This is a genomic window from Saccharopolyspora griseoalba (assembly GCF_042665275.1).
Classification (GTDB): Bacteria; Actinomycetota; Actinomycetes; order Mycobacteriales; family Pseudonocardiaceae; genus Saccharopolyspora; species Saccharopolyspora griseoalba.
Map to the genome: position 1 here is coordinate 543,338 of NZ_JBHTCJ010000001.1, position 18,608 is coordinate 561,945.

The window sequence follows — 18,608 nt, forward strand, 5'->3', positions numbered from 1 at the left end:
GGTCTCAACCCCCGCCGCGGTCGAGGAGCCGGTGGGTCCCGTCCGGCAGCAGGCGGGTGCGGCCGCGGCTGGCGAGCAGTTCCATCAGCGGCACCGCGACCCGTCGCGAGGTGTCCAGCGCGCGCTTGGCCTGGCTGAGCGTGAACGGCTCGGGCAGTCGGGCCAGCCGGGCCAGCGCGACCTGCTCGGCGTCGGGGAGCAGGACGAGGCCGGGCGCCAGCCGCAGCAGCTCGCCGGTGCGCTCGGCGGCGGCCAGTTCGCGCTCGCCGATGCCCAGCGCTGCGAGCTCCTCGGCCGTGGGCGCCTGGAACGGGTGTTCGCGCAACCTGCCGCGCAGTTCCTCCACCGCCCGGGCCACCTGCGGCGGAAGCGCGGAGCCGCCGCGGTGGAGCCGTCCGCGATCGCAGCTCGCGCCGATGTCCTCGGCGATCCGGGGGAGCAGCGCGGCATCCGGCAGTCCCAGGGCGCGCCGGGCGGCCTCCACCGGCACGCCGTCGGCCAGCGGGTGCTTCGCGCGGTGCTCGTCGAGCAGTTCGCCGAGGTGCCGGGCGAGCTCGGCGCGTCGCTCGTCGGAGATCAACCACGGACCCGGGCCCGGGGGAGCGGCGCCCATGGCCGACAGCTCGTCGGCCCGGACCAGGCCGCGCCGCCGCAGCTCCGCGGCCCCGTCGGCGCCGCCGTCGAGCTCGGCGAGCTCCGCGGCGCGCGCCTTCGCCGCCCCGCGCCGCCGCAGCGGCGGTGGTCGGACGTCGAGCACGACCACGCCGCCGGACACCCGGTGCGCGCCCGGTTCCCGCAGCAGCGCGCGGTCGCCGATGCGCAGCGGCAGCGGTCGCCGCAGCGTCAACCGCGCGGTGTCCTGGCCGAGCGGGCGCACGCGCGCGGTCACCGCCGCCGCTCCGACGTGCAGCACGAGCTCGCGGGGCAGCTCGGCCACCTCGTGCGCGCCCGTCGGGTGCACGCGGGCGTCGAGCACCTCGGTCGTGAGCCACCTGCCGGGCGCGAGCAGCGCGTCACCGCGGCGCACCAGGTCGAGGGCGGTGCCGCGCAGGTTCACCGCCACCCGCGCGGGCGCGGTCACCTCGGCGACCTCGTCGCCGAGGGTGCGCAGCGCGCGCACCGGCACGTCGAGATCGGCCGGGTGCAACCGCAGCCGGTCGCCGGTGCGCAGGGTGCCGGCCTGCAGCGTGCCGGTCACCACGGTGCCCGCGCCGCGCACGGTGAACGACCGATCCACCCACAACCGCACGTCCGCGCCCGCGTCGGGGGTGGGCAGCTCGTGCAGCATCGCGTCCAGCGCCGAGCGCAGCTCGTCCAGCCCGTCGCCGGTGCGGCCGCTGACCACCACCTCGGGGATCCCGGCCAGCGGGGTGGCCTCCAGGCGCTCGCGGCTCCGGCGCAGCGCGGGCGCGGGATCGGCCAGGTCGCTGCGGGTGACCACCAGCAGCCCGTGCCGCACGTCCAGCGCGCGCAGCGCGTCGAGGTGCTCGCCGGACTGCGGCATCCATCCCTCGTCGGCGGCCACGACGAGCAGCGCGGCCGGAACCGGCCCGACTCCGGCGAGCATGTTCGGCACGAACCGCTCGTGCCCCGGCACGTCCACGAAGGCCACCGAGCAGCCGTCGGGCAACCGGGTCCAGGCGAAGCCGAGGTCGATGGTCAGGCCACGCCGGCGCTCCTCGTCCCAGCGATCGGGCTCCATCCCGGTCAGCGCGCGCACCAGCGTCGACTTGCCGTGGTCGACGTGCCCGGCGGTGGCCACCACGTGCATCCGGCACCTCACCCGACGGCCAGCACGGCGCGGCGCAGCTCCTCGTCGGCCTCCTCGGGGAGCGCGGCGAGGTCCAGCAGGCAGCTGTCCCGCTCGACCCTGGCCAGCACCGCGGGGTCTCCCAGCCGAAGCGGCTTGGCGAACCGCTCCGGCAGCGCCACCGCCGCGCTCGGCAGCGCCACGCCGGGCGCACCGCCGCCTCCGGCCGCGGCCTCGGACTCCACCGCCTCGGCGGGAACACCGGCGGCGGCGAGCTGGTCGGCGAGCGCGCGGGCGCGGCGCAGCAGCACCGCCGGATCGGCTCGCAGCGCGCGGCTGATCGGCGGCTGCGGGCCGCGCACGGTGGCCTCCAACGCCGCGAGGGTGAGCTTGTCCACCCGCATCGCCCGCGCGAGCGGATGCCTGCGCAGCCGCTCCACGAGCTCGGCCCGGCCCAGCAGCAGGCCGCACTGCGGACCGCCGAGCAGCTTGTCGCCGCTGGCGATCACCAGGTCGGCGCCGTCGGCGAGCGCGGTGCTCGCGTCGGGCTCGTCGGGCAGCGCCGGGTCCGGGCGCAGCAGTCCGGAGCCGATGTCGACCACCAGCCGGGCGTCCAGCTCGCGCAACCCGGCCACCGGGACCGAAGCGGTGAACCCGCTGATCACGAAGTTCGACGGGTGCACCTTGAGCACGAAACCGGTCTCGGCGCCCAGCGCTTCGCGGTAGTCGCCCAGGCGCACCCGGTTGGTCGTCCCGACCTCGCGCAGCTGGGCACCGGTGGAGGTCAGCAGCTCCGGGATGCGGAACCCGTCGCCGATCTCGACCAGCTCGCCGCGCGAGAGCACGATCTCCCGGCCCGCGCCGAGCGCGGTCGCCGCCAGCGCCAGGGCGGCCGCGCCGTTGTTGACCACGTGCGCGGCCTCGGCGGCCGGAACCGCCTCGCGCAGCGCCGCGAGCGCGGCAGCACCGCGCGGCCCGCGCCGGCCGGTGTGCAGGTCGAGCTCGACGTCGGTGGTGCCGGCCGCGCGCAGCAGCGCCTCGCGCGCGGCGTCGGAGAGCGCGGCGCGGCCGAGGTTGGTGTGCAGCAGCACGCCGGTCGCGTTGAGCACCGGCCGCACGCTGGAGGCCGAATCCGGCAGCGCGGCCAGCGTTTCGGCGACCACCTGCTCCGGGTCGAGCTCGCCGCGGCGGGCTCGCTGCTGGACCTGCTGCGCGGTCCGCTTGACCAGCCGGTGGCCCAGTCGGTCGATCTCGGAGGCGACCGCCGGGTCGGCCAGCACCCGGTCGGTTCCCGGAACGTCGCGGCGCGGATCCCGCATGCCCGCACTATAGGAAGCTCGGCAATCACCCGCTCGGCGGGAAGATCACGCCTCCGAGCATCATCTCAGCCCAAACGTGACAATGCTCGTTGACATCATGAGTTAAGCTCCGGTGCATGGCTGGCACATCGCGGCACGCGATCACCGGCAGGAAGCTCGGCACCGTCGACGGGCTCGAACTGGCCGTGCAGGAGCGCGGCCGGCGGGACGCGCCGACCGTGCTGGCCCTGCACGGCTACCCGGACGACCACGCGGTCTGGGACGCCGTCGCCGACGCCCTCGCCGACCACTACCGCGTGGTCACCTACGACGTGCGCGGCGCCGGGGCCTCCGGCGCACCGGCGAGCACCGAGGGCTACCGGGTGGACCTGCTGGCCGACGACCTGCTCCGGGTGGCCGACGCGGTGAGCCCGCAGGCACCGGTTCACCTGCTGGCCCACGACTGGGGGTCGGTGCAGACCTGGCACGCCGTCACCGAGCCCCAGCACCGGCACCGGTTCGCCTCGTTCACCTCGATCTCGGGCCCCTGCCTGGACCACGTCGGGCACTGGGTCCGGCAGAGCCTCCGCGGCGGGCCGAAGGAGCTCGCGCTGCTGGCCAAGCAGCTGGTGTGCTCGGCCTACATCGGCTTCTTCCGGCTGCCGAAGCTGCCCGAGCTCGCCTGGCGCACCGGGTTCATGCACCGGGTGCTGGCCCTGGCCGAACGACTCGACCGCAACGCCGCGGGTCGGGGCACCCGGCCGTCGACCGCCGACGGGATCAACGGGCTGGAGCTCTACCGCGCCAACGCCGGCGCGCTGGCCCGCCCCGGCCACCGCAGCACCGAGGTCCCGGTGCAGGTGCTCGCGCCCACCGGCGACCCGTTCGTGTCGCCACCGATGCAGACCGGCATCGACCGATGGGTCAGCGACCTGCGCATCCGGCGGATCCCGGGTGGGCACTGGCTGCCCCGCACCCGCCCCGATCTCGTGGCTCGGTGCACCGCGGAACTCGTCGACCGAGTCGAGGACGAGATCGGCTGACACCGGACAGGAGGCCAACGATGTCCCCCGCCGACCCGGCTGAGCCCGACCGCGTCGAACTGCACGCCCGCGACGTGGAGTTCGACTGGTCCCAGCTGCCCGCGCACTGGATCCCGGGCGAGCCCTTCGCCACCCACTTCATCAACTTCCTGCACCTGGTGCTGCCCGAGGGCGAGCGCTGGTTCGTCGAGGTGTTCAAGCAGGCGCTGCCGCTGGTCACCGACGAGCGGCTGGCCGCGGACGTGCGCGGGTTCATCGGCCAGGAGGCCGTGCACGCCGATTCCCACCAGGGCGTGGTCGACCACTTCGACGCCCACGGGCTCGACACCGGCCCGTACGTCGAGCAGATCCGCTGGATGTTCCGCCGCGTCCTCGGCGAGCGGCCCTACCAGGGCGAGCGGGCGGAGGCCTGGCTGGTGCAGCGGCTGGCGCTGATCGCCGCCATCGAGCACTTCACCGCGGTGCTCGGCCAGTGGGTGCTCGACGCCGAGGCGCTCGACCGAGCGGGCGCGGATCCCACGATGCTCGACCTGCTGCGCTGGCACGGCGCCGAGGAGGTCGAGCACCGCGCGGTCGCCTTCGACCTCTACCAGCACGTGCACGGCAAGTACTGGCAGCGCTGCACGGCGCTGCTGATCGCCGCCGTCGTGCTGGCCAGGTTGTGGGTGCGCGGGGTGAAGTTCCTGATGCGTCGCGACCCGGTGCTGCGCGGTCGCAGGCGCCCGCGTTGGCGCGACGTGCTGCGGGGCGGGCGGCTCGGCCTGATCCCGTCGGTGTGGCAGCTGCTGGGCGCGATGCCCGGGTATCTCCGCCCCGGCTACCACCCCTCGCGGCACGGCTCGACCGCGCAGGCGGTCGCCTACCTCGCGCAGTCCCCGGCGGCGATGGCGGCGCGACGATGACCGGTGCGATTCGCGACGTCCCGCCCTCGTTGGACGGATCCGGCCCGGACCCGTTCCTGCTGCGGCTGCGCAGAGCGGTCGCCGGCATGGAGCGGATGACCCGCAACTGCCGCCGGGGCGTGGCACGACCGCACCCGGTCGACCGGGTCGTCCCGCTGGTGGTCACCGAGGTCCGCCCGGAAGCCGCGGACGTGGTCTCGCTGCGCCTCGAAGACCCCGATGGCCGGGCCCTTCCCGCCTGGCATCCCGGTGCGCACCTCGACGTGCGGCTGCCCTCCGGGCGCACCCGGCAGTACTCGCTGTGCGGGCCGGTGGCCGAGCGCGGGCACTACCGGATCGCGGTGCGCCGGATCCCCGGCGGAGCCGGATCGGCCGAGGTGCACCAGCTGCGCACCGGGGTGCGCATCTCGGCGAAGGGACCGCGCAACGCCTTCCCGCACGCCGGCGAGCGCCGCGTGCTGTTCGTCGCGGGCGGCATCGGCATCACGCCGATCCTGCCGATGGTGCGCAGCGCCGCCGCCCGCGGCGACGACTGGCGGCTGGTCCACACCGGACGCGACCGCGCGTCGATGCCCTTCGTCGACGAGGTGTCCGAACTCGACCCCGACCGGGTGTGGATCAGGCCCGACACCGAGTTCGGCATCCCGACCTCGGGCGCCGAGCTTCTCGACCGGGCGCCCCGCGGAGCAGCGGTCTACGCCTGCGGGCCGACGCCGGTGATCACCGGCATCCGCCTGGCGCTGCCCGACAGCCCGGCGCGGGCGCTGCACTGGGAGCGGTTCAGCGCCCCGCCGATCGCCGACGGGCGCGCGTTCACCGTCGAGCTCGCCCGCAGCGGCCGGACCGTCGAGGTCCCGGCCGACCGCACGGCGCTGCAGGCGATCGCCGAGGTGCTGCCCGAGGTCGCCTACTCCTGCCGCCAGGGCTTCTGCGGCACCTGCCACGCCCGGTTGCTCGACGGCGAGGTGCGTCGGCGCGGCCGGGCCGGCGGCGAGGAGGTGGCCATCTGCGTGGATCGGGCCGAGGGGACCCTCGTGCTCGATCTGTAGCCCCCGGTCGGGGGATCAGGGGAGGTGCAGTTCGCGCGGGTTGCGGGGGTGGTCCGCGGGAACGCGCCTGCGGGAGGCCGGGCGCCGCGGCGGGTGCGGGTGAAAAACCGCTTCGGCACCCGGCCTCCCTGCCGTAGTTTCGCGGGCATGGACCTCAGCGACGTCAGCGAGATCGCAACGCCCGAGGAGCTCTCGGCGGTCATCGGCGAACCGCTGCAGCGGGTGCTGGACAAGGAGCGCACCGAGCTGCACGAGCTCGACCGGCAGTGGCTGGCCGCCTCGCCGTTCTGCCTGGTCGCCACCTCCGATGCCGAGGGAAGGTGCGACGTCTCGCCGAAGGGCGACCCGGCGAGCTTCACCCTGGTGCTCGACGAGCGCACGATCGCCCTGCCGGAGCGCCCGGGGAACCGCCGCGCCGACGGCTTCCGCAACGTCCTGACCAACCCGCACGCGGGCTTGCTCTACTTCATCCCGGGCCGCGCCGACACGCTGCGGATCAACGGACGCGCCCGCCTGCTGCGCGACGCCCCGTTCTTCGACCAGCTCGTCGTGCGCGGCCACCGCCCGGAGGTGGTGCTGCTGGTGGAGATCGAGCAGGTCTTCCACCACTGCGCCAAGGCGTTCCTGCGCTCCGGTCTCTGGAAGCCGGAGACCTGGGACCCGGATGCGGTCACCAGCCGCCCCCGGATCGCCAAGCAGCTCGAACGCCCCGACGACCCGATGCCCGAACTCGAGCACTACTACAGCGCCGAGCGCTACGAGAAGATCCTCTACGACCCGACCGCCTGAGCCGCCCCGCGCCCCGGCTCGGAGGTTTGGCAGATCGAGTCGGCGGGTAGCTCGGCGGGTCGAGGAGGGGTCGATGCGGCGTTGGTTGGACTGGCCGGTCCTGCGGCAGGTGACCGGGCCCGATCGCCTCGGGCTCGGTACCGCCGCCCGGTCGGCGCGCACCGACGAGGCGCGAGCGCGCACCACCCGGGCCGATGACGTCGTGCAGTCGGTGTGCCCGTACTGCGCCGTCGGCTGCGGGCAGCGCGTCTACGTCCAGGACGGCGCGGTCACCCAGGTCGAGGGCGATCCGGACTCGCCGATCAGCCGCGGGCGATTGTGCCCGAAGGGCTCGGCCAGCAGGGAGCTGGTCACCTCGCCGCTGCGGGAGACGAAGGTCCGCTACCGGCGCCCGCGCGGAACCGAGTGGGAAGACCTCGACCTCGACACCGCGCTGGACATGATCGCCGATCGGGTGCTGGCCACCCGCGAATCCACCTGGCAGGAAGCCGACGCCGACGGCAGGCCGCTGCGGCGCACGATGGGCATCGCGAGCCTCGGAGGAGCGACCCTCGACAACGAGGAGAACTACCTCATGAAGAAGCTCTACACCGCCCTCGGCGCCATTCAGGTGGAGAACCAGGCCCGCATTTGACACTCCTCCACGGTGCCCGGTCTGGGCGCCTCCTTCGGGCGCGGCGGCGCCACCGGCTTCCAGCAGGACCTCGCCGAATCGGACTGCGTGCTCATCCAGGGCTCGAACATGGCCGAGGCGCACCCGGTCGGCTTCCAGTGGGTGGTGGAGGCCAAGCGGCGCGGCGCCACCGTCATCCACGTCGACCCGCGGTTCACCCGGACCTCGGCCATGGCGGACAAGCACGTCGCGCTGCGCGCGGGCAGCGACATCGCCTTCCTCGGCGGGCTGATCAACCACGTGCTGCGCAACGACGCGCACTTCCACGACTACGTGGTGGCCTACACCAACGCGGCGATGATCGTCGGCGAGGACTTCGCCGACACCGAGGACCTGGCGGGCGTGTTCTCCGGGTTCGACCCCGAGGCCGGTGCCTACGACACGACCACCTGGCAGTACCGCGGCAGCCAAGCGGTGCCGCCGGTCGGCGGGCACGGCCCCGAGGACGGCCCGAGCACCCCGCACGGCCGCGACCGCGACACCGGACGACCGGAGAAGAGCGGCAGCGGCGGGCCGGTGTACCACGGCCGGGCGGCCACCGACCCCACGCTGCAGCACCCGCGCTGCGTGTTCCAGCTGCTCAAGCGGCACTACGCCCGCTACACCCCGGACGTGGTGGCCGAGGTCTGCGGCATCTCCGAGGACGACTTCCGGTGGGTGGCCGATCGGCTGATCGCCAACTCCGGTCGGGAGCGCACCTCGGCGATCGCCTACTCGGTCGGCTGGACCCAGCACACCGTCGGCGTGCAGTACATCCGCGCCGCGTCGATCCTGCAGCTGCTGCTGGGCAACATCGGTCGGCCCGGCGGCGGCATCCTCGCGCTGCGCGGGCACGCGGGGATCCAGGGATCCACCGACATCCCGACGCTGTTCAACCTGCTGCCCGGCTACATCCCGATGCCGCACGCGCACGCCGACTTCGACCTGGACACCTTCGTGGCGGTCGACGAGCGAGCCAGCGGCTACTGGGGCGAGATGCGCTCCTACCTGGTCAGCCTGCTCAAGGCCTGGTGGGGCGAGCACGCCACCGCCGACGACGACTTCTGCTTCGACCGGTTGCCCCGGCTCGACGGCGACCACAACACCTTCCAGACCGTGGTCGACCAGATCGAGGGGCGCTGCGAGGGCTACTTCGTCATCGGCGAGAACCCGGCGGTGGGCACGCCCAACTCCCGCCAGCAGCGGCTCGGCCTGGCGAACCTGGAGTGGCTGGTGGTGCGCGACCTGAACATGATCGAGACCGCCACCTTCTGGAAGGACGGTCCGGAGATCACCAACGGCGAGCTGCGCCCGACCGACATCGGCACCGAGGTGTTCTTCCTGCCCGCCGCCGCGCACACCGAGAAGGAGGGCACCTTCACCAACACGCAGCGGCTGCTGCAGTGGCACCACAAGGCCGTCGAGCCCGTCGGCGACCAGCGCAGCGATCTGTGGTTCTACTACCACCTGGGGCGCCGCATCCGGGAGAAGCTCACCGGCGGGTCCGCGCGCGACCGCGCGCTGCTGGAGCTGACCTGGGACTACCCGACCGAGGGCGAGATCGAGGAGCCCAGCGCGGCGGCCGTGCTCGCCGAGATCAACGGCTTCGACGCGGAGGGGGCGCCGCTGTCGGGCTACGCGCAGCTGCGCCCGGACGGCTCCACCAGCTGCGGCTGCTGGATCTACTGCGGGGTCTACGCCGAGGGGATCAACCAGTCCGCCCGCCGCAAGCCGGGCGGCCAGCAGTCCCGGGTCGCCCCGGAGTGGGGCTGGGCCTGGCCGGCCAACCGCCGCATCCTCTACAACCGCGCCTCGGCCGACCCCGATGGGCGGCCCTGGAGCGCGCGCAAGGCCTACGTCTGGTGGGACGAACGACGCAGCGAGTGGACCGGGCACGACGTGCCCGACTTCGACCGCACCCGGCGCCCGGACTACGTGCCACCGCCGGACGCGGTCGGACCCGAGGGCATCGGCGGCGCCGAACCGTTCATCATGCAGAGCGACGGCCGCGGGTGGCTCTACGTCCCGGCCGGGCTGGTCGACGGCCCGATGCCGGCGCACTACGAACCCCAGGAATCCCCGCTGGCCAACGCCCTGCACCCGGATCAGCAGCGCAACCCGGCGCGGCAGGTTCGCTCCCGGCCGGAGAACCGCTACCAGCCCTCGGGCACCGAACGCGGCAGCGCGGTCTTCCCCTACGTGTTCACCACCTTCCGGGTGACCGAGCACCACACGGCCGGGGGCATGAGCCGGTGGCTGCGGCACCTCAGCGAGCTCGCCCCGGAGATGTTCCTGGAGGTCTCGCCGGAGCTGGCCGCCGAGCGCGGGCTGCAGCACACCGGCTGGGCCACCGTGATCACCGCGCGCGGTGCGATCGAGGGGAGGGTGCTGGTCACCGAGCGCATCCGGCCGCTGGAGCTGGCCGGACGCACCGTGCACCAGATCGGCATCCCGTGGCACTGGGGATCGAGCGGACTGGTCAGCGGCGATCCGGCCAACGAGCTGCTCGGCGTGGCGCTGGACCCCAACGCGCACATCATGGAGACCAAGGCCGGTGCCTGCGACATCCGCGCGGGGCGCAGGCCGCGCGGGGCGGAGCTGTCCGCGCTGGTCGCGCGCTACCGGGACCGCGCCGGGATCGACGAGAACACCGGCACCGAGCACGCCGACGACCCGGGACGAGCAGGGAGGTGAGCGCGTGAGCGCAGCACCGGATCCGGCCGGCGAGACCGGCTACGGGCAGCACCCCGAACGCGTCGGGTTCTTCACCGACACCAGCGTGTGCATCGGCTGCAAGGCCTGCGAGGTCGCCTGCAAGGAGTGGAACCTGCTGCCCGAGGACGGCATGGAGCTGACCGGGATGTCCTACGACAACACCGGCGACCTCAGCGGCACCACCTGGCGGCACGTCGCCTTCGTCGAGCAGCGCGGCACCGCCGCGGACCTGGGCATGCCCGAGATCGGCGCACCCGATCAGGAGCAGGTGCGCTGGTTGATGTCCTCGGACGTGTGCAAGCACTGCACGCACGCCGCTTGCCTGGACGTGTGCCCCACCGGGGCGCTGATCCGCACCGAGCACGGCACCGTGCTGGTGCAGGACGACGTGTGCAACGGGTGCGGGTACTGCGTCCCGGCCTGCCCCTACGGCGTGATCGACATCCGTCCGGACACCGGCGGCGCGGCCAAGTGCACGCTGTGCCAGGACCGGCTCGGCGCCGGGCTGATGCCGGCCTGCGCCACGGCCTGCCCGACCGAGTCCATCCAGTACGGCCCGCTGGACGAGCTGCGCGAGCGAGCCGCCCGCCGGGTCGACGAACTGCACGAGCAGGGTGTGAGCTCGGCCCGGCTCTACGGCCACGAACCCGACGACGGGGTGGGCGGCGACGGAGCCTTCTTCCTGCTGCTCGACGAACCCGAGGTCTACGGCCTGCCGCCGGACCCGGTGGTGACCACCCGGGACCTGCCGTCGATGTGGAAGCACGCCGCGGCCGCCGCGGGGGCCGCGGCCGCGCTGATCGCGGCCTCGTTCGTCGGGAGGCGGTGATGAGCTACTACGGCCAGCCGGTGATCAAGCCGCCCGTGTGGAAGGTGCCCGACGTGCCCGCCTACCTCTACCTCGGCGGCATGGCCGGCGGTTGCTCGACGATGGCGCTGCTGGCCGAGGTCACCGGGCGGGCCCGGCTGGCCCGCTGCGGGCGGCTGGCCGCCGCGGCCGGGGCCTCGGCCAGCGTGGCGTTCCTGGTGCACGACCTGGGCCGGCCGCTGCGCTTCCTCAACATGCTCCGGGTGATCAAGCCGACCTCGCCGCTGAGCGTCGGGTCCTGGATCCTCGCGCCGTTCTCCGGCCTGACCGGGGCCGCGGCAGCCGCCGAGCTCACCGGTGCGCTGCCGCGCGCGGGGCGTCTCGCCGGTGGGGCGGCGGGTCTGCTCGCCCCGGCGATGACCACCTACACCGCGGTGCTGCTCTCCGACACCGCGGTCCCGGGCTGGCACGAGGGGCACCGCGAGCTGCCGTTCGTCTTCGCGGGCAGCGCCGTCTCCAGCGCGGGAGCGGTCGGACTGCTGGCCGCGCCCGCCGAAGCGGAGCCGGCGCGCCGGATGGCGGTCGCCGGCTCGGTGCTGGAGCTGATCGCCGAGAACCGGATGGAGCGGCGCATGGGACTGGCAGCCGAGGCCTACCGCACCGGGCGCGCGGGAGCGGTGCTGCGCGCCGCGCGGGTGGCCACCGGGGTGGGTGCCGCGCTGGCCCTGGCCGGCCGCGGCCGTCTCGCGCGGATCTCGGCGGGGGCGTGCTTGACCGCCGGGGCCGTCGCCACCCGCTACGGCGTCTTCGAGGCGGGACGGGTGACGGCCCGCGATCCGCGCTATACCGTGGAGCCGCAGCGGCGGCGGAATGACCGGTGAGTCCTGTTCTCCCGCGAAGGTCGATCTGTGGCGAAGTCGACTGATCGAAATCGGGCGAGCACGTGCTGTGCTCACTCGGAAGTAGGACTTATGGCCCAGCTCTCACCGAGGGTGACTGAATTTTGGGCGAACGCCGGATTTCCGATCAAGAAATGACCAGCGTTGATGCGGAAATCGTCGCGATCTTGATTACGTTTCTATGACGACTGCCACTCCCGTGTGGTTTGGACGACGCTCTGTCGCTACGTAGCGTGCCCACCGTCGGCATCCCCGAGCCGACGGAAACAGCGGAAGTCCGCCAGCGCCGAACCCTGCCCGGCGGGCTTTCCCGAATCCCCGACGAGATCACGGGCAGGGGCGCGCCGCGCCGGTCACCGGCCGCGACGGCGCAGGCCTGACTGGAGACGAAAGCACATGGGCAAGCACCGCAAGTCCGCCACCAGCCGCAACATCACCCGGGCCGCCGTCGCCGGCGCCGTGGTCGCCGCGCCGTTCGCGCTCGCGCTGCCGGCCAACGCCGCCTCGACCTCGACCTGGGACGCCGTCGCGGAGTGCGAGAGCGGCGGCGACTGGCACATCAACACCGGCAACGGCTACTACGGCGGTCTGCAGTTCAGCCAGTCCACCTGGCAGGCCTACGGCGGCTCCTCCTACGCCTCGAACGCGGCCGAGGCCAGCAAGGAGCAGCAGATCGCCGTGGCCGAGCGCGTCCTCGACGCCCAGGGCCCGGGTGCCTGGCCGGTGTGCTCCAAGGAGGCCGGTCTGAGCTCCTCCGGCAGCGTGGAGCACCAGGACGTGTCGGCGGGCAGCTCGTCGAGCTCGGAGTCCTCCGGCGAGGAGTCCGACTCCAGCAGCTCCCAGCAGGACAGCGACTCCTCCCAGCAGCAGGAGGTCCGCAAGGCCGTCCAGGTCGAGGGCACCGTCACCGTCCAGGCGGGCGACACCCTGTCCAAGATCGCCCAGCAGCACGGCGCGGACTGGCGCCAGGTGTTCGAGCAGAACCGCAACGTCATCGACGACGCGAACGTGATCTTCCCCGGTCAGCAGCTCGTCATCAAGTGACCCGCCCGGTCGTCGGACACGGGTGAAACAAGGGACCCCGCCTGCCTCTCTCCGGCGGGGTCCCTTGTGTACCCGGGTTCGCGCCGGGGTCGGCTACTCGATCTTCTGTCGGCGCAGCTCGGTGCGGATGTCCCAGGCGGTCCAGCCGATTCCGGCGAAGACGAATCCGCCCAGCAGCAGCAAGATGAATTCGATCACGGATGGCTCCCTTCGGATCTTGACGGAGATCGTCGGGATCAAATCCGAGCGTAATCGCACGAACCTTGATATCCCAGCGTATTGGCACAAAGAACCTGAATGGGTGAGCGTGTCGGCTGTCTTTTGACTCCCGATGCCGAAGTGTGCGCTGAGGCAAGAAAATCCGCGAGATCAACGAATCCGCCCTCGGCGGGCAATGATCACGCAGCGTTCCCCGCGTCCAGTTTGTCGGGTGAATAACTCCCCGAAGCGGGATTCTTCGGCATGTTGCTGCCGATGTGGCCCGGATCTCGTCGGATCATTGGGTCCGAGCGCGCTCACGCCCCTCCTGCACGGTCCCCGCCCCGGACGTCCGCGCACGCTTGCGGAAGGGAGAGCACAAGGTGAACTCCGAGCATCTGCTCGCCGCCGGTGAGGTGGCCTCCTCGCACGGCTGGGTCGGCCCAGCCGCCGTCCTGGCCGGTCTGGCGCTACTGATCGTCGCGCTGGTTCGCCGCAGCCGGGTCACACTGGCCAGGAAGCGACGGGCGGCCAGCGCCGGCGCGGCCGATTGAGCCCCGACCACCACGCGCCGGTGTCGCGCCGCCCCTAGCCGAACTGGACGTGCCGCGTGCGACGGCCGTCCGAGGGGGAGGGGACGCATGGCCGACACCACACGCAACACCGGGCAGACCCGAGGCGCACCACCCGCACAGCCCAGGACAGAACCGCGCACCGGCCAGCGGTGGAAGGTCGTCCCGGCACCGCAGCAGCCCCGGCACGCGCGCCGGATGGACCCGCGCACGACCCTGGCCATCCGCGCCGGGCGGCTGGCCGCCGCCACCTCGCAACGCCTGGGCCTGGGCAGCGGAGGCATGATCGGCGGGCGGCTGGCCCTCACGCTACAGCCCGACCTGCTGCAGCGGTTGGCAACCGGTCGGCGTGTCGTGATGGTGACCGGCACCAACGGCAAGACCACCACCACGCAGATGGTCGCCGAGGCCCTGCGGGCCCAGGCGCCCGCGGTCAGCAACGCCACCGGCGCGAACATGCTCGACGGCCACGTGGCCGCCCTGATGACCCGGATGGACGCCCCGAACGCCGCGCTCGAGGTCGACGAGCTGCACCTGGCCCAGGTCACCGAGCGCTTCACCCCGTCGGCTATCCTGCTGCTCAACCTCAGCCGCGACCAGCTCGACCGGGTCGGCGAGGTGCGCACGGTGGCCGCCAGCCTGCAGCGCGCGCTCGTCCAGGCCCCGAGCACCCCGGTGATCGCCAACCGCGACGACCCCAACATCGTCTACGCCGCCGAGGGCCACCCCCGCGTGGTCTGGATCGCCGGGGGAGTGCGCTGGAAGGACGACGCCCTCAACTGCCCGCGCTGCGGGGCCTTCCTCGGCGACGTCACCACCGACTGGCGGTGCGGCTGCGGACTGGCCCGCCCGGCCGCGGCCTGGACGGTGACCGAGACCGGCGTGCTCGGTCCCGACGGCACCCACCACGACCTCGCGCTGGCCTTGCCCGGGCACGTCAACCGGATCAACGCCACCTTCGCGCTGGCCGCGGCCCTGGAGCTCGGTGGCGAGGAGGCGTCGGCGCTGGCCCGGGTCCGGCTGGTCGACTCGGCCGCCGGCCGCTACGACACCGTGCGGGTCAACGGGCGCAGCGTGCGGCTGCTGCTGGCCAAGAACCCGGCCAGCTGGCTGGAGATGCTCGACCTGGTCCGCAGCAGCGACGACCCCCTCGTGCTGGTGGTCAACAGCCGCGAGGCCGACGGCTACGACGTCTCGTGGCTGTGGGACATCGACTTCGAGGTCCTGCGCGGGCGGGAGGTCGCCGTGGCCGGCGATCGCGCCCTGGACCTGGCGGTGCGGCTGCGCTACGCCCAGGTGCACGCCACGGTGGCCTCCACGGTCGAGGTCGCGCTCGGCGGCACCGACGGGGGAGTGCCCGACGTCATCGCCAACTACACGGCGTTCCGGGACCTGCTGACCAGGAGCAAGCGATGAGCGCCGCGGTGCGGATCGCGCTCGTGGTGCCCGACCTGCTGGGCACCTACGGGGACCGGGGCAACGCGACGGTGCTGGCGCAGCGGCTGCGCTGGCGCGGCATCGACGCCGAGATCGTCACGGTGCTCTCCGCCGAGAGCGCGGTGCCCGAGGACTGCGACCTCTACCTCATCGGCGGCGGGGAGGACATCGCCCAGGTGGCCGCGGTGCGCTTCCTGCGCCGCGGCAACGGCCTGGTGCGCGCGGCAGCTCGCGGGGTGCCGGTGCTGGGCATCTGCGGCGGGCTGCAGGTGCTGGGCACGGCCTTCGCCACCGGCGACGGGCAGCGCCACGAGGGCTTGGCCCTGGTCGACGCCGCGACCGAACCGGGGCAGGAGCGCGCCATCGGCGAGGTCACCACCCAGTGCACGATGGGCGGCGTCGGGATGCTCACCGGCTTCGAGAACCACCTCGGCCGCACCACCGTGGGCCCGGGCTCGCAGCCGCTGGGCCGGGTCGTGCGCGGCATCGGCAACGGGCACGACGAAGCCGAGGGAGCGGTCAGCGGCCACGTCGTCTGCACCTACATGCACGGGCCCGTGCTGGCGCGCAACCCCAAGCTCGCCGACCTGCTGCTGGAGTGGGCCATCGGCGAGCCCCTGGAGCCGATGCCCGACCCGCCCGAGCTCAAGGCCCTGCGCACCGAGCGCACCCGGGTCCACGTGCGCAACCGGAAGTAGACCCGGCCGCGGGACCGCTCAGCCGCGCAGGCGGGCGAGGCGGTCCAGCACCGGCCTGATCTCCGGGGCGCGCAGCAGCACCAGCGCGGCGAAGCTGGCCCCCAGCACCACCGCGGTGTGCACGACCAGGGCCAACCAGGCCTGCGCCTGGGTTCCCAGCGGGCCGGTGAGCGCGCCGAGTCCGACCAGCACGGCCACCGAGCAGGCCGCGGCGATCGCGCTGGCCAGAGCCGCCCGGGCCACGCCGGCCAGCGTCTCCCGGGTGCGCAGCGGCCCCAGCCGCACGCGCAACCAGATCTGGCCGACGACCGCACCGACCACGAAGCTCGCCGACATCGCCGCGGTCACCCCGAGCACCAGGTCGCGCGGATCCAGCGTGGCCAGCACCAGGTAGCACAGCGCGCTGCGGACCGCGACCATGATCACGTTGATCCAGGTCGGGGTCCGCGCGTCGTGCATCGCGTAGAACGCGCGCAGCTGCAGCATCGTGATCGCGAAGGGGACCACGCCGACCGCGGCCGCCCCCAGCGCCAGGCCGAGCCGGTCGGCGGCGCTGACATCGCTGGCGCCCAGGGAGAAGAAGGCGATTCCGAGCGGGCCGCCGGCGAGCACCAGCAGCGCGCTGACCGGCATCAGCAGCACCGAGCTCATCCGGGTTCCCAATGCCACGTCGTCGACGAAGGCCCGGGTCTCGCCGTTGGCCGCGGAGCGGCTGATCCGCGGCATCAGCGCGGTCAGCAGCGAAACCCCGAGCACGCCGTAGGGGACCTGGGAGAGCAACCAGGCGTAGTTGAACGTCGAGACGCTGCCGGGCGTGCCCTGCCCGGCCACCCGGATGATCACGATCATGCCGAGCTGGCTGACCAGCGTGTAGAGCACCACCCACCCGGCCAGGCCGCTGAACTCCGACAGCCGCCGGTCCCAGCCCCAGTTCCAGCCGTAGCGGAACCCGGTCCGCCGCAGCGAGATCGCCATGACCACCATCTGCGTGGTGATGCCCAGCAGGGTGCCCAGGCCGAGCACCAGCAGCTTCGGCTCGCCCATCCGCACCGGGTCGATGCTGATCCGCCCCGGTACCAGCGCGTAGACCATTACCGTGCCGATCACGACGAGGTTGTTGCACACCGGAGCCCACGCGGGCGTGCCGAACACCCCGCGCACGTTGAGGATCGCCTGCAGCAGCGCCGACATGCCGTAGCAGACGATCCCGGGAAGCAGCAGGTAGGCCAGCGCCGTGGTCAGCTCGGCGTTGGCGCGGGTATCCGGACCGAGGTAGAGCGCCGTGAGCAGCCCGGCGCAGGCCACGGCGATGGCGGTGGCCACCACCAGCAGCGTCCCGCCCATGGTGATCATCCAGCGCGCGTAGGCCGCGCCCTCGGCCGCGCCGCGCTCCTGGGCCTTGACCAGCAGGGGGACCGCCACGCTGGTCAGCACCCCGCCGAGCAGCAGTTCGTTGACGACCGTGGGCAGCGTGTTGGCCACGGTGTAGGAGTCGTTGACCACGCCGAGCCCGAGCACGGCCACCAGCAGCACCTTGGCCAGCAGCCCGCTGACCCGGCTGGTGGCGGTGGCCACGGCCATCGCCGCGCTCGCGCGTGCCAGCGAGGGACGTCGAACCTCGGTGTCGGCCTGCTCGACCACGTGCATCCCCTCGCGGATCTTCGGCTTCCTGCCGAAGGTGCCACGAAACCCCGCAGCTCGCCGCTCGACGACGGTCCGTGGGAGGCTAGATCGGCAGGATCCGCGAAGGGGGTCGTCCGGTGATCGTGCTCGGTGGACTGCTGGTGCTGGCCGGCATCGTCGTCGCCGTGGTGTTCGGCGGCGACGCCGGCGGATGGTTGCTGCCGGTGGGGATGATCACCGCCGGGCTCGGCATGGCCGTCGCCGGACTGGTGGCCCGGATCCGCCGCCGGATTCCGCTGCTGGCGGCGGTGCGCGCGCACCGGGCTTCGCCGGTGCGGTCCCCGGTCGCCCGGTTGCGCGCGCTGCCGGGGATGCTGCGAGCGACCGCCCGCGGTCGGAATCCCGCGCTGCCGCGCTACCAGCTCGCGCTGTGGGCCGCGGCGCTGGTCTACCTGGTCTCGCCGATCGACTTCATCCCGGACCTGGTGCCGCTGCTGGGCATCGGCGACGACATCGGCGTCGGTACCTGGCTGCTGACCAGCCTCTACGCCGAATCCGGCAACTACGTCGCGGTGCGCGAGCAGCAGCCCGAGCCGGGCGCGCGGGGCTCGGCGTAGCGTCGTCGCCTCGACGCGGGCAGCGGACCGGGATCGTCCGCGGGGGCTAGACGTTCGTCTCTGTCTCGGCGTGCTTGCGGCGCCCGAGCCTGCTGAACAGGGCGTGGTCGACCGCCGCGCGTCCGGAGCTGAAGCCCAGCGCCAGGGTGGCCACCCCGATGGCCAGGGGCAGCTCGAACCCCATCGGGCTGAACAGCCCGTGCTCGAGGTGCACGAACACGATCGCGCCCGCCATGTCGACGGCGACCGCGATGCCCACCAGCGGCATCAGCAGGCCGAGGATCAGCAGGACGCCGCCGGCGAGCTCGACGACGGTGGCGTACCAGGCGGCGACCTCGGGCGCTGGCACTCCCATGCCCCGGAAGCCCCGCGCGGTCGCGGGCACGCCGTTGGTGACCAGCTTCTGCCAACCGTGCGCGATGAGGATGACCCCGATCCCGATCCGGCCGATGATCAAGAAGAAATCGCGGAGGACCTGCACAACCGCCTCCCGGTTCTGCTCGCACGCAGCGGA

General features: G+C 73.3%; 16 protein-coding genes. 12 read left to right on the top strand and 4 right to left on the bottom strand.

Translation table 11 applies throughout. The features are described from left to right. Positions 1–4 precede the first annotated feature (4 nt). Together selB and selA are read right to left on the bottom strand one after the other, a co-directional pair. Positions 5–1,771 carry a selenocysteine-specific translation elongation factor gene (gene selB, locus ACFQRI_RS02485; protein WP_380663870.1) on the bottom strand — a complete coding sequence of 589 codons (1,767 nt, stop codon included), beginning with the start codon at positions 1,769–1,771 and terminating at the stop codon, positions 5–7. Between the two features lie 8 nt (positions 1,772–1,779). Further along, positions 1,780–3,069 carry an L-seryl-tRNA(Sec) selenium transferase gene (gene selA / locus ACFQRI_RS02490; protein ID WP_380663874.1) on the bottom strand — a complete coding sequence of 430 codons (1,290 nt, stop codon included), beginning with the start codon at positions 3,067–3,069 and terminating at the stop codon, positions 1,780–1,782. A gap of 116 nt (positions 3,070–3,185) precedes the next feature. Between selA and ACFQRI_RS02495 the strand changes: the two genes are divergently transcribed. The 11 genes from ACFQRI_RS02495 (at position 3,186) to ACFQRI_RS02545 (ending at position 15,854) form a co-directional block, all read left to right on the top strand. After that, a complete protein-coding gene (locus ACFQRI_RS02495; RefSeq protein ID WP_380663877.1) occupies positions 3,186–4,091 on the top strand; it encodes an alpha/beta fold hydrolase in 906 nt (301 codons plus the stop codon). 20 nt (positions 4,092–4,111) lie between these two features. Further along, positions 4,112–4,993 (top strand): metal-dependent hydrolase, encoded by an 882-nt coding sequence (locus tag ACFQRI_RS02500; protein ID WP_380663881.1) that lies wholly within the window; start codon positions 4,112–4,114, stop codon positions 4,991–4,993. Next, on the top strand, positions 4,990–6,042 hold the full coding sequence (locus ACFQRI_RS02505) for a PDR/VanB family oxidoreductase (RefSeq protein WP_380663884.1): 1,053 nt from the start codon (positions 4,990–4,992) through the stop codon (positions 6,040–6,042). The genes ACFQRI_RS02500 and ACFQRI_RS02505 overlap by 4 nt, the downstream gene beginning before the upstream one ends. Positions 6,043–6,189: 147 nt before the next feature. Next, entirely contained in the window at positions 6,190–6,831 is a 642-nt protein-coding gene (locus ACFQRI_RS02510; RefSeq protein ID WP_380663887.1) for a pyridoxamine 5'-phosphate oxidase family protein, read from the top strand. Positions 6,832–6,904: 73 nt separating this feature from the next. Further along, on the top strand, positions 6,905–10,177 hold the full coding sequence (gene fdh, locus ACFQRI_RS02515; RefSeq protein WP_380663890.1) for a formate dehydrogenase: 3,273 nt from the start codon (positions 6,905–6,907) through the stop codon (positions 10,175–10,177). Between the two features lie 4 nt (positions 10,178–10,181). Beyond that, positions 10,182–11,027, top strand: a complete 846-nt coding sequence (locus tag ACFQRI_RS02520) for a 4Fe-4S dicluster domain-containing protein (RefSeq protein WP_380663893.1) — start codon at positions 10,182–10,184, stop codon at positions 11,025–11,027. Next, entirely contained in the window at positions 11,027–11,887 is an 861-nt protein-coding gene (gene nrfD, locus ACFQRI_RS02525) for an NrfD/PsrC family molybdoenzyme membrane anchor subunit (protein ID WP_380663896.1), read from the top strand. The genes ACFQRI_RS02520 and nrfD overlap by 1 nt, the downstream gene beginning before the upstream one ends. A 414-nt stretch (positions 11,888–12,301) precedes the next feature. After that, positions 12,302–12,949, top strand: coding sequence for a transglycosylase family protein (locus tag ACFQRI_RS02530; RefSeq protein WP_380663899.1), 648 nt, complete (start codon positions 12,302–12,304; stop codon positions 12,947–12,949). A gap of 581 nt (positions 12,950–13,530) precedes the next feature. Further along, entirely contained in the window at positions 13,531–13,701 is a 171-nt protein-coding gene (locus ACFQRI_RS02535; RefSeq protein ID WP_380663902.1) for a hypothetical protein, read from the top strand. 87 nt (positions 13,702–13,788) lie between these two features. Next, entirely contained in the window at positions 13,789–15,135 is a 1,347-nt protein-coding gene (locus ACFQRI_RS02540; protein ID WP_380663905.1) for a MurT ligase domain-containing protein, read from the top strand. Then, positions 15,132–15,854, top strand: a complete 723-nt coding sequence (locus tag ACFQRI_RS02545; protein ID WP_380663909.1) for a type 1 glutamine amidotransferase — start codon at positions 15,132–15,134, stop codon at positions 15,852–15,854. Before ACFQRI_RS02540 ends, ACFQRI_RS02545 begins: the two co-directional genes overlap by 4 nt. 18 nt (positions 15,855–15,872) lie before the next feature. Here the strand turns inward: ACFQRI_RS02545 and murJ are convergent, their stop codons facing one another. Further along, entirely contained in the window at positions 15,873–17,501 is a 1,629-nt protein-coding gene (murJ, locus tag ACFQRI_RS02550) for a murein biosynthesis integral membrane protein MurJ (RefSeq protein WP_380663912.1), read from the bottom strand. Positions 17,502–17,614: 113 nt separating this feature from the next. Between murJ and ACFQRI_RS02555 the strand changes: the two genes are divergently transcribed. Then, the gene (locus ACFQRI_RS02555; protein ID WP_380663916.1) at positions 17,615–18,094 is read left to right on the top strand and encodes a YkvA family protein; all 480 of its coding nucleotides are present in this window, start codon (positions 17,615–17,617) and stop codon (positions 18,092–18,094) included. A 46-nt stretch (positions 18,095–18,140) separates the two neighbouring features. On the opposite strand, the gene ACFQRI_RS02560 is transcribed toward ACFQRI_RS02555, so the two are convergent. Then, positions 18,141–18,575 carry a DoxX family protein gene (locus tag ACFQRI_RS02560; RefSeq protein WP_380663918.1) on the bottom strand — a complete coding sequence of 145 codons (435 nt, stop codon included), beginning with the start codon at positions 18,573–18,575 and terminating at the stop codon, positions 18,141–18,143. Positions 18,576–18,608: the final 33 nt, after the last annotated feature.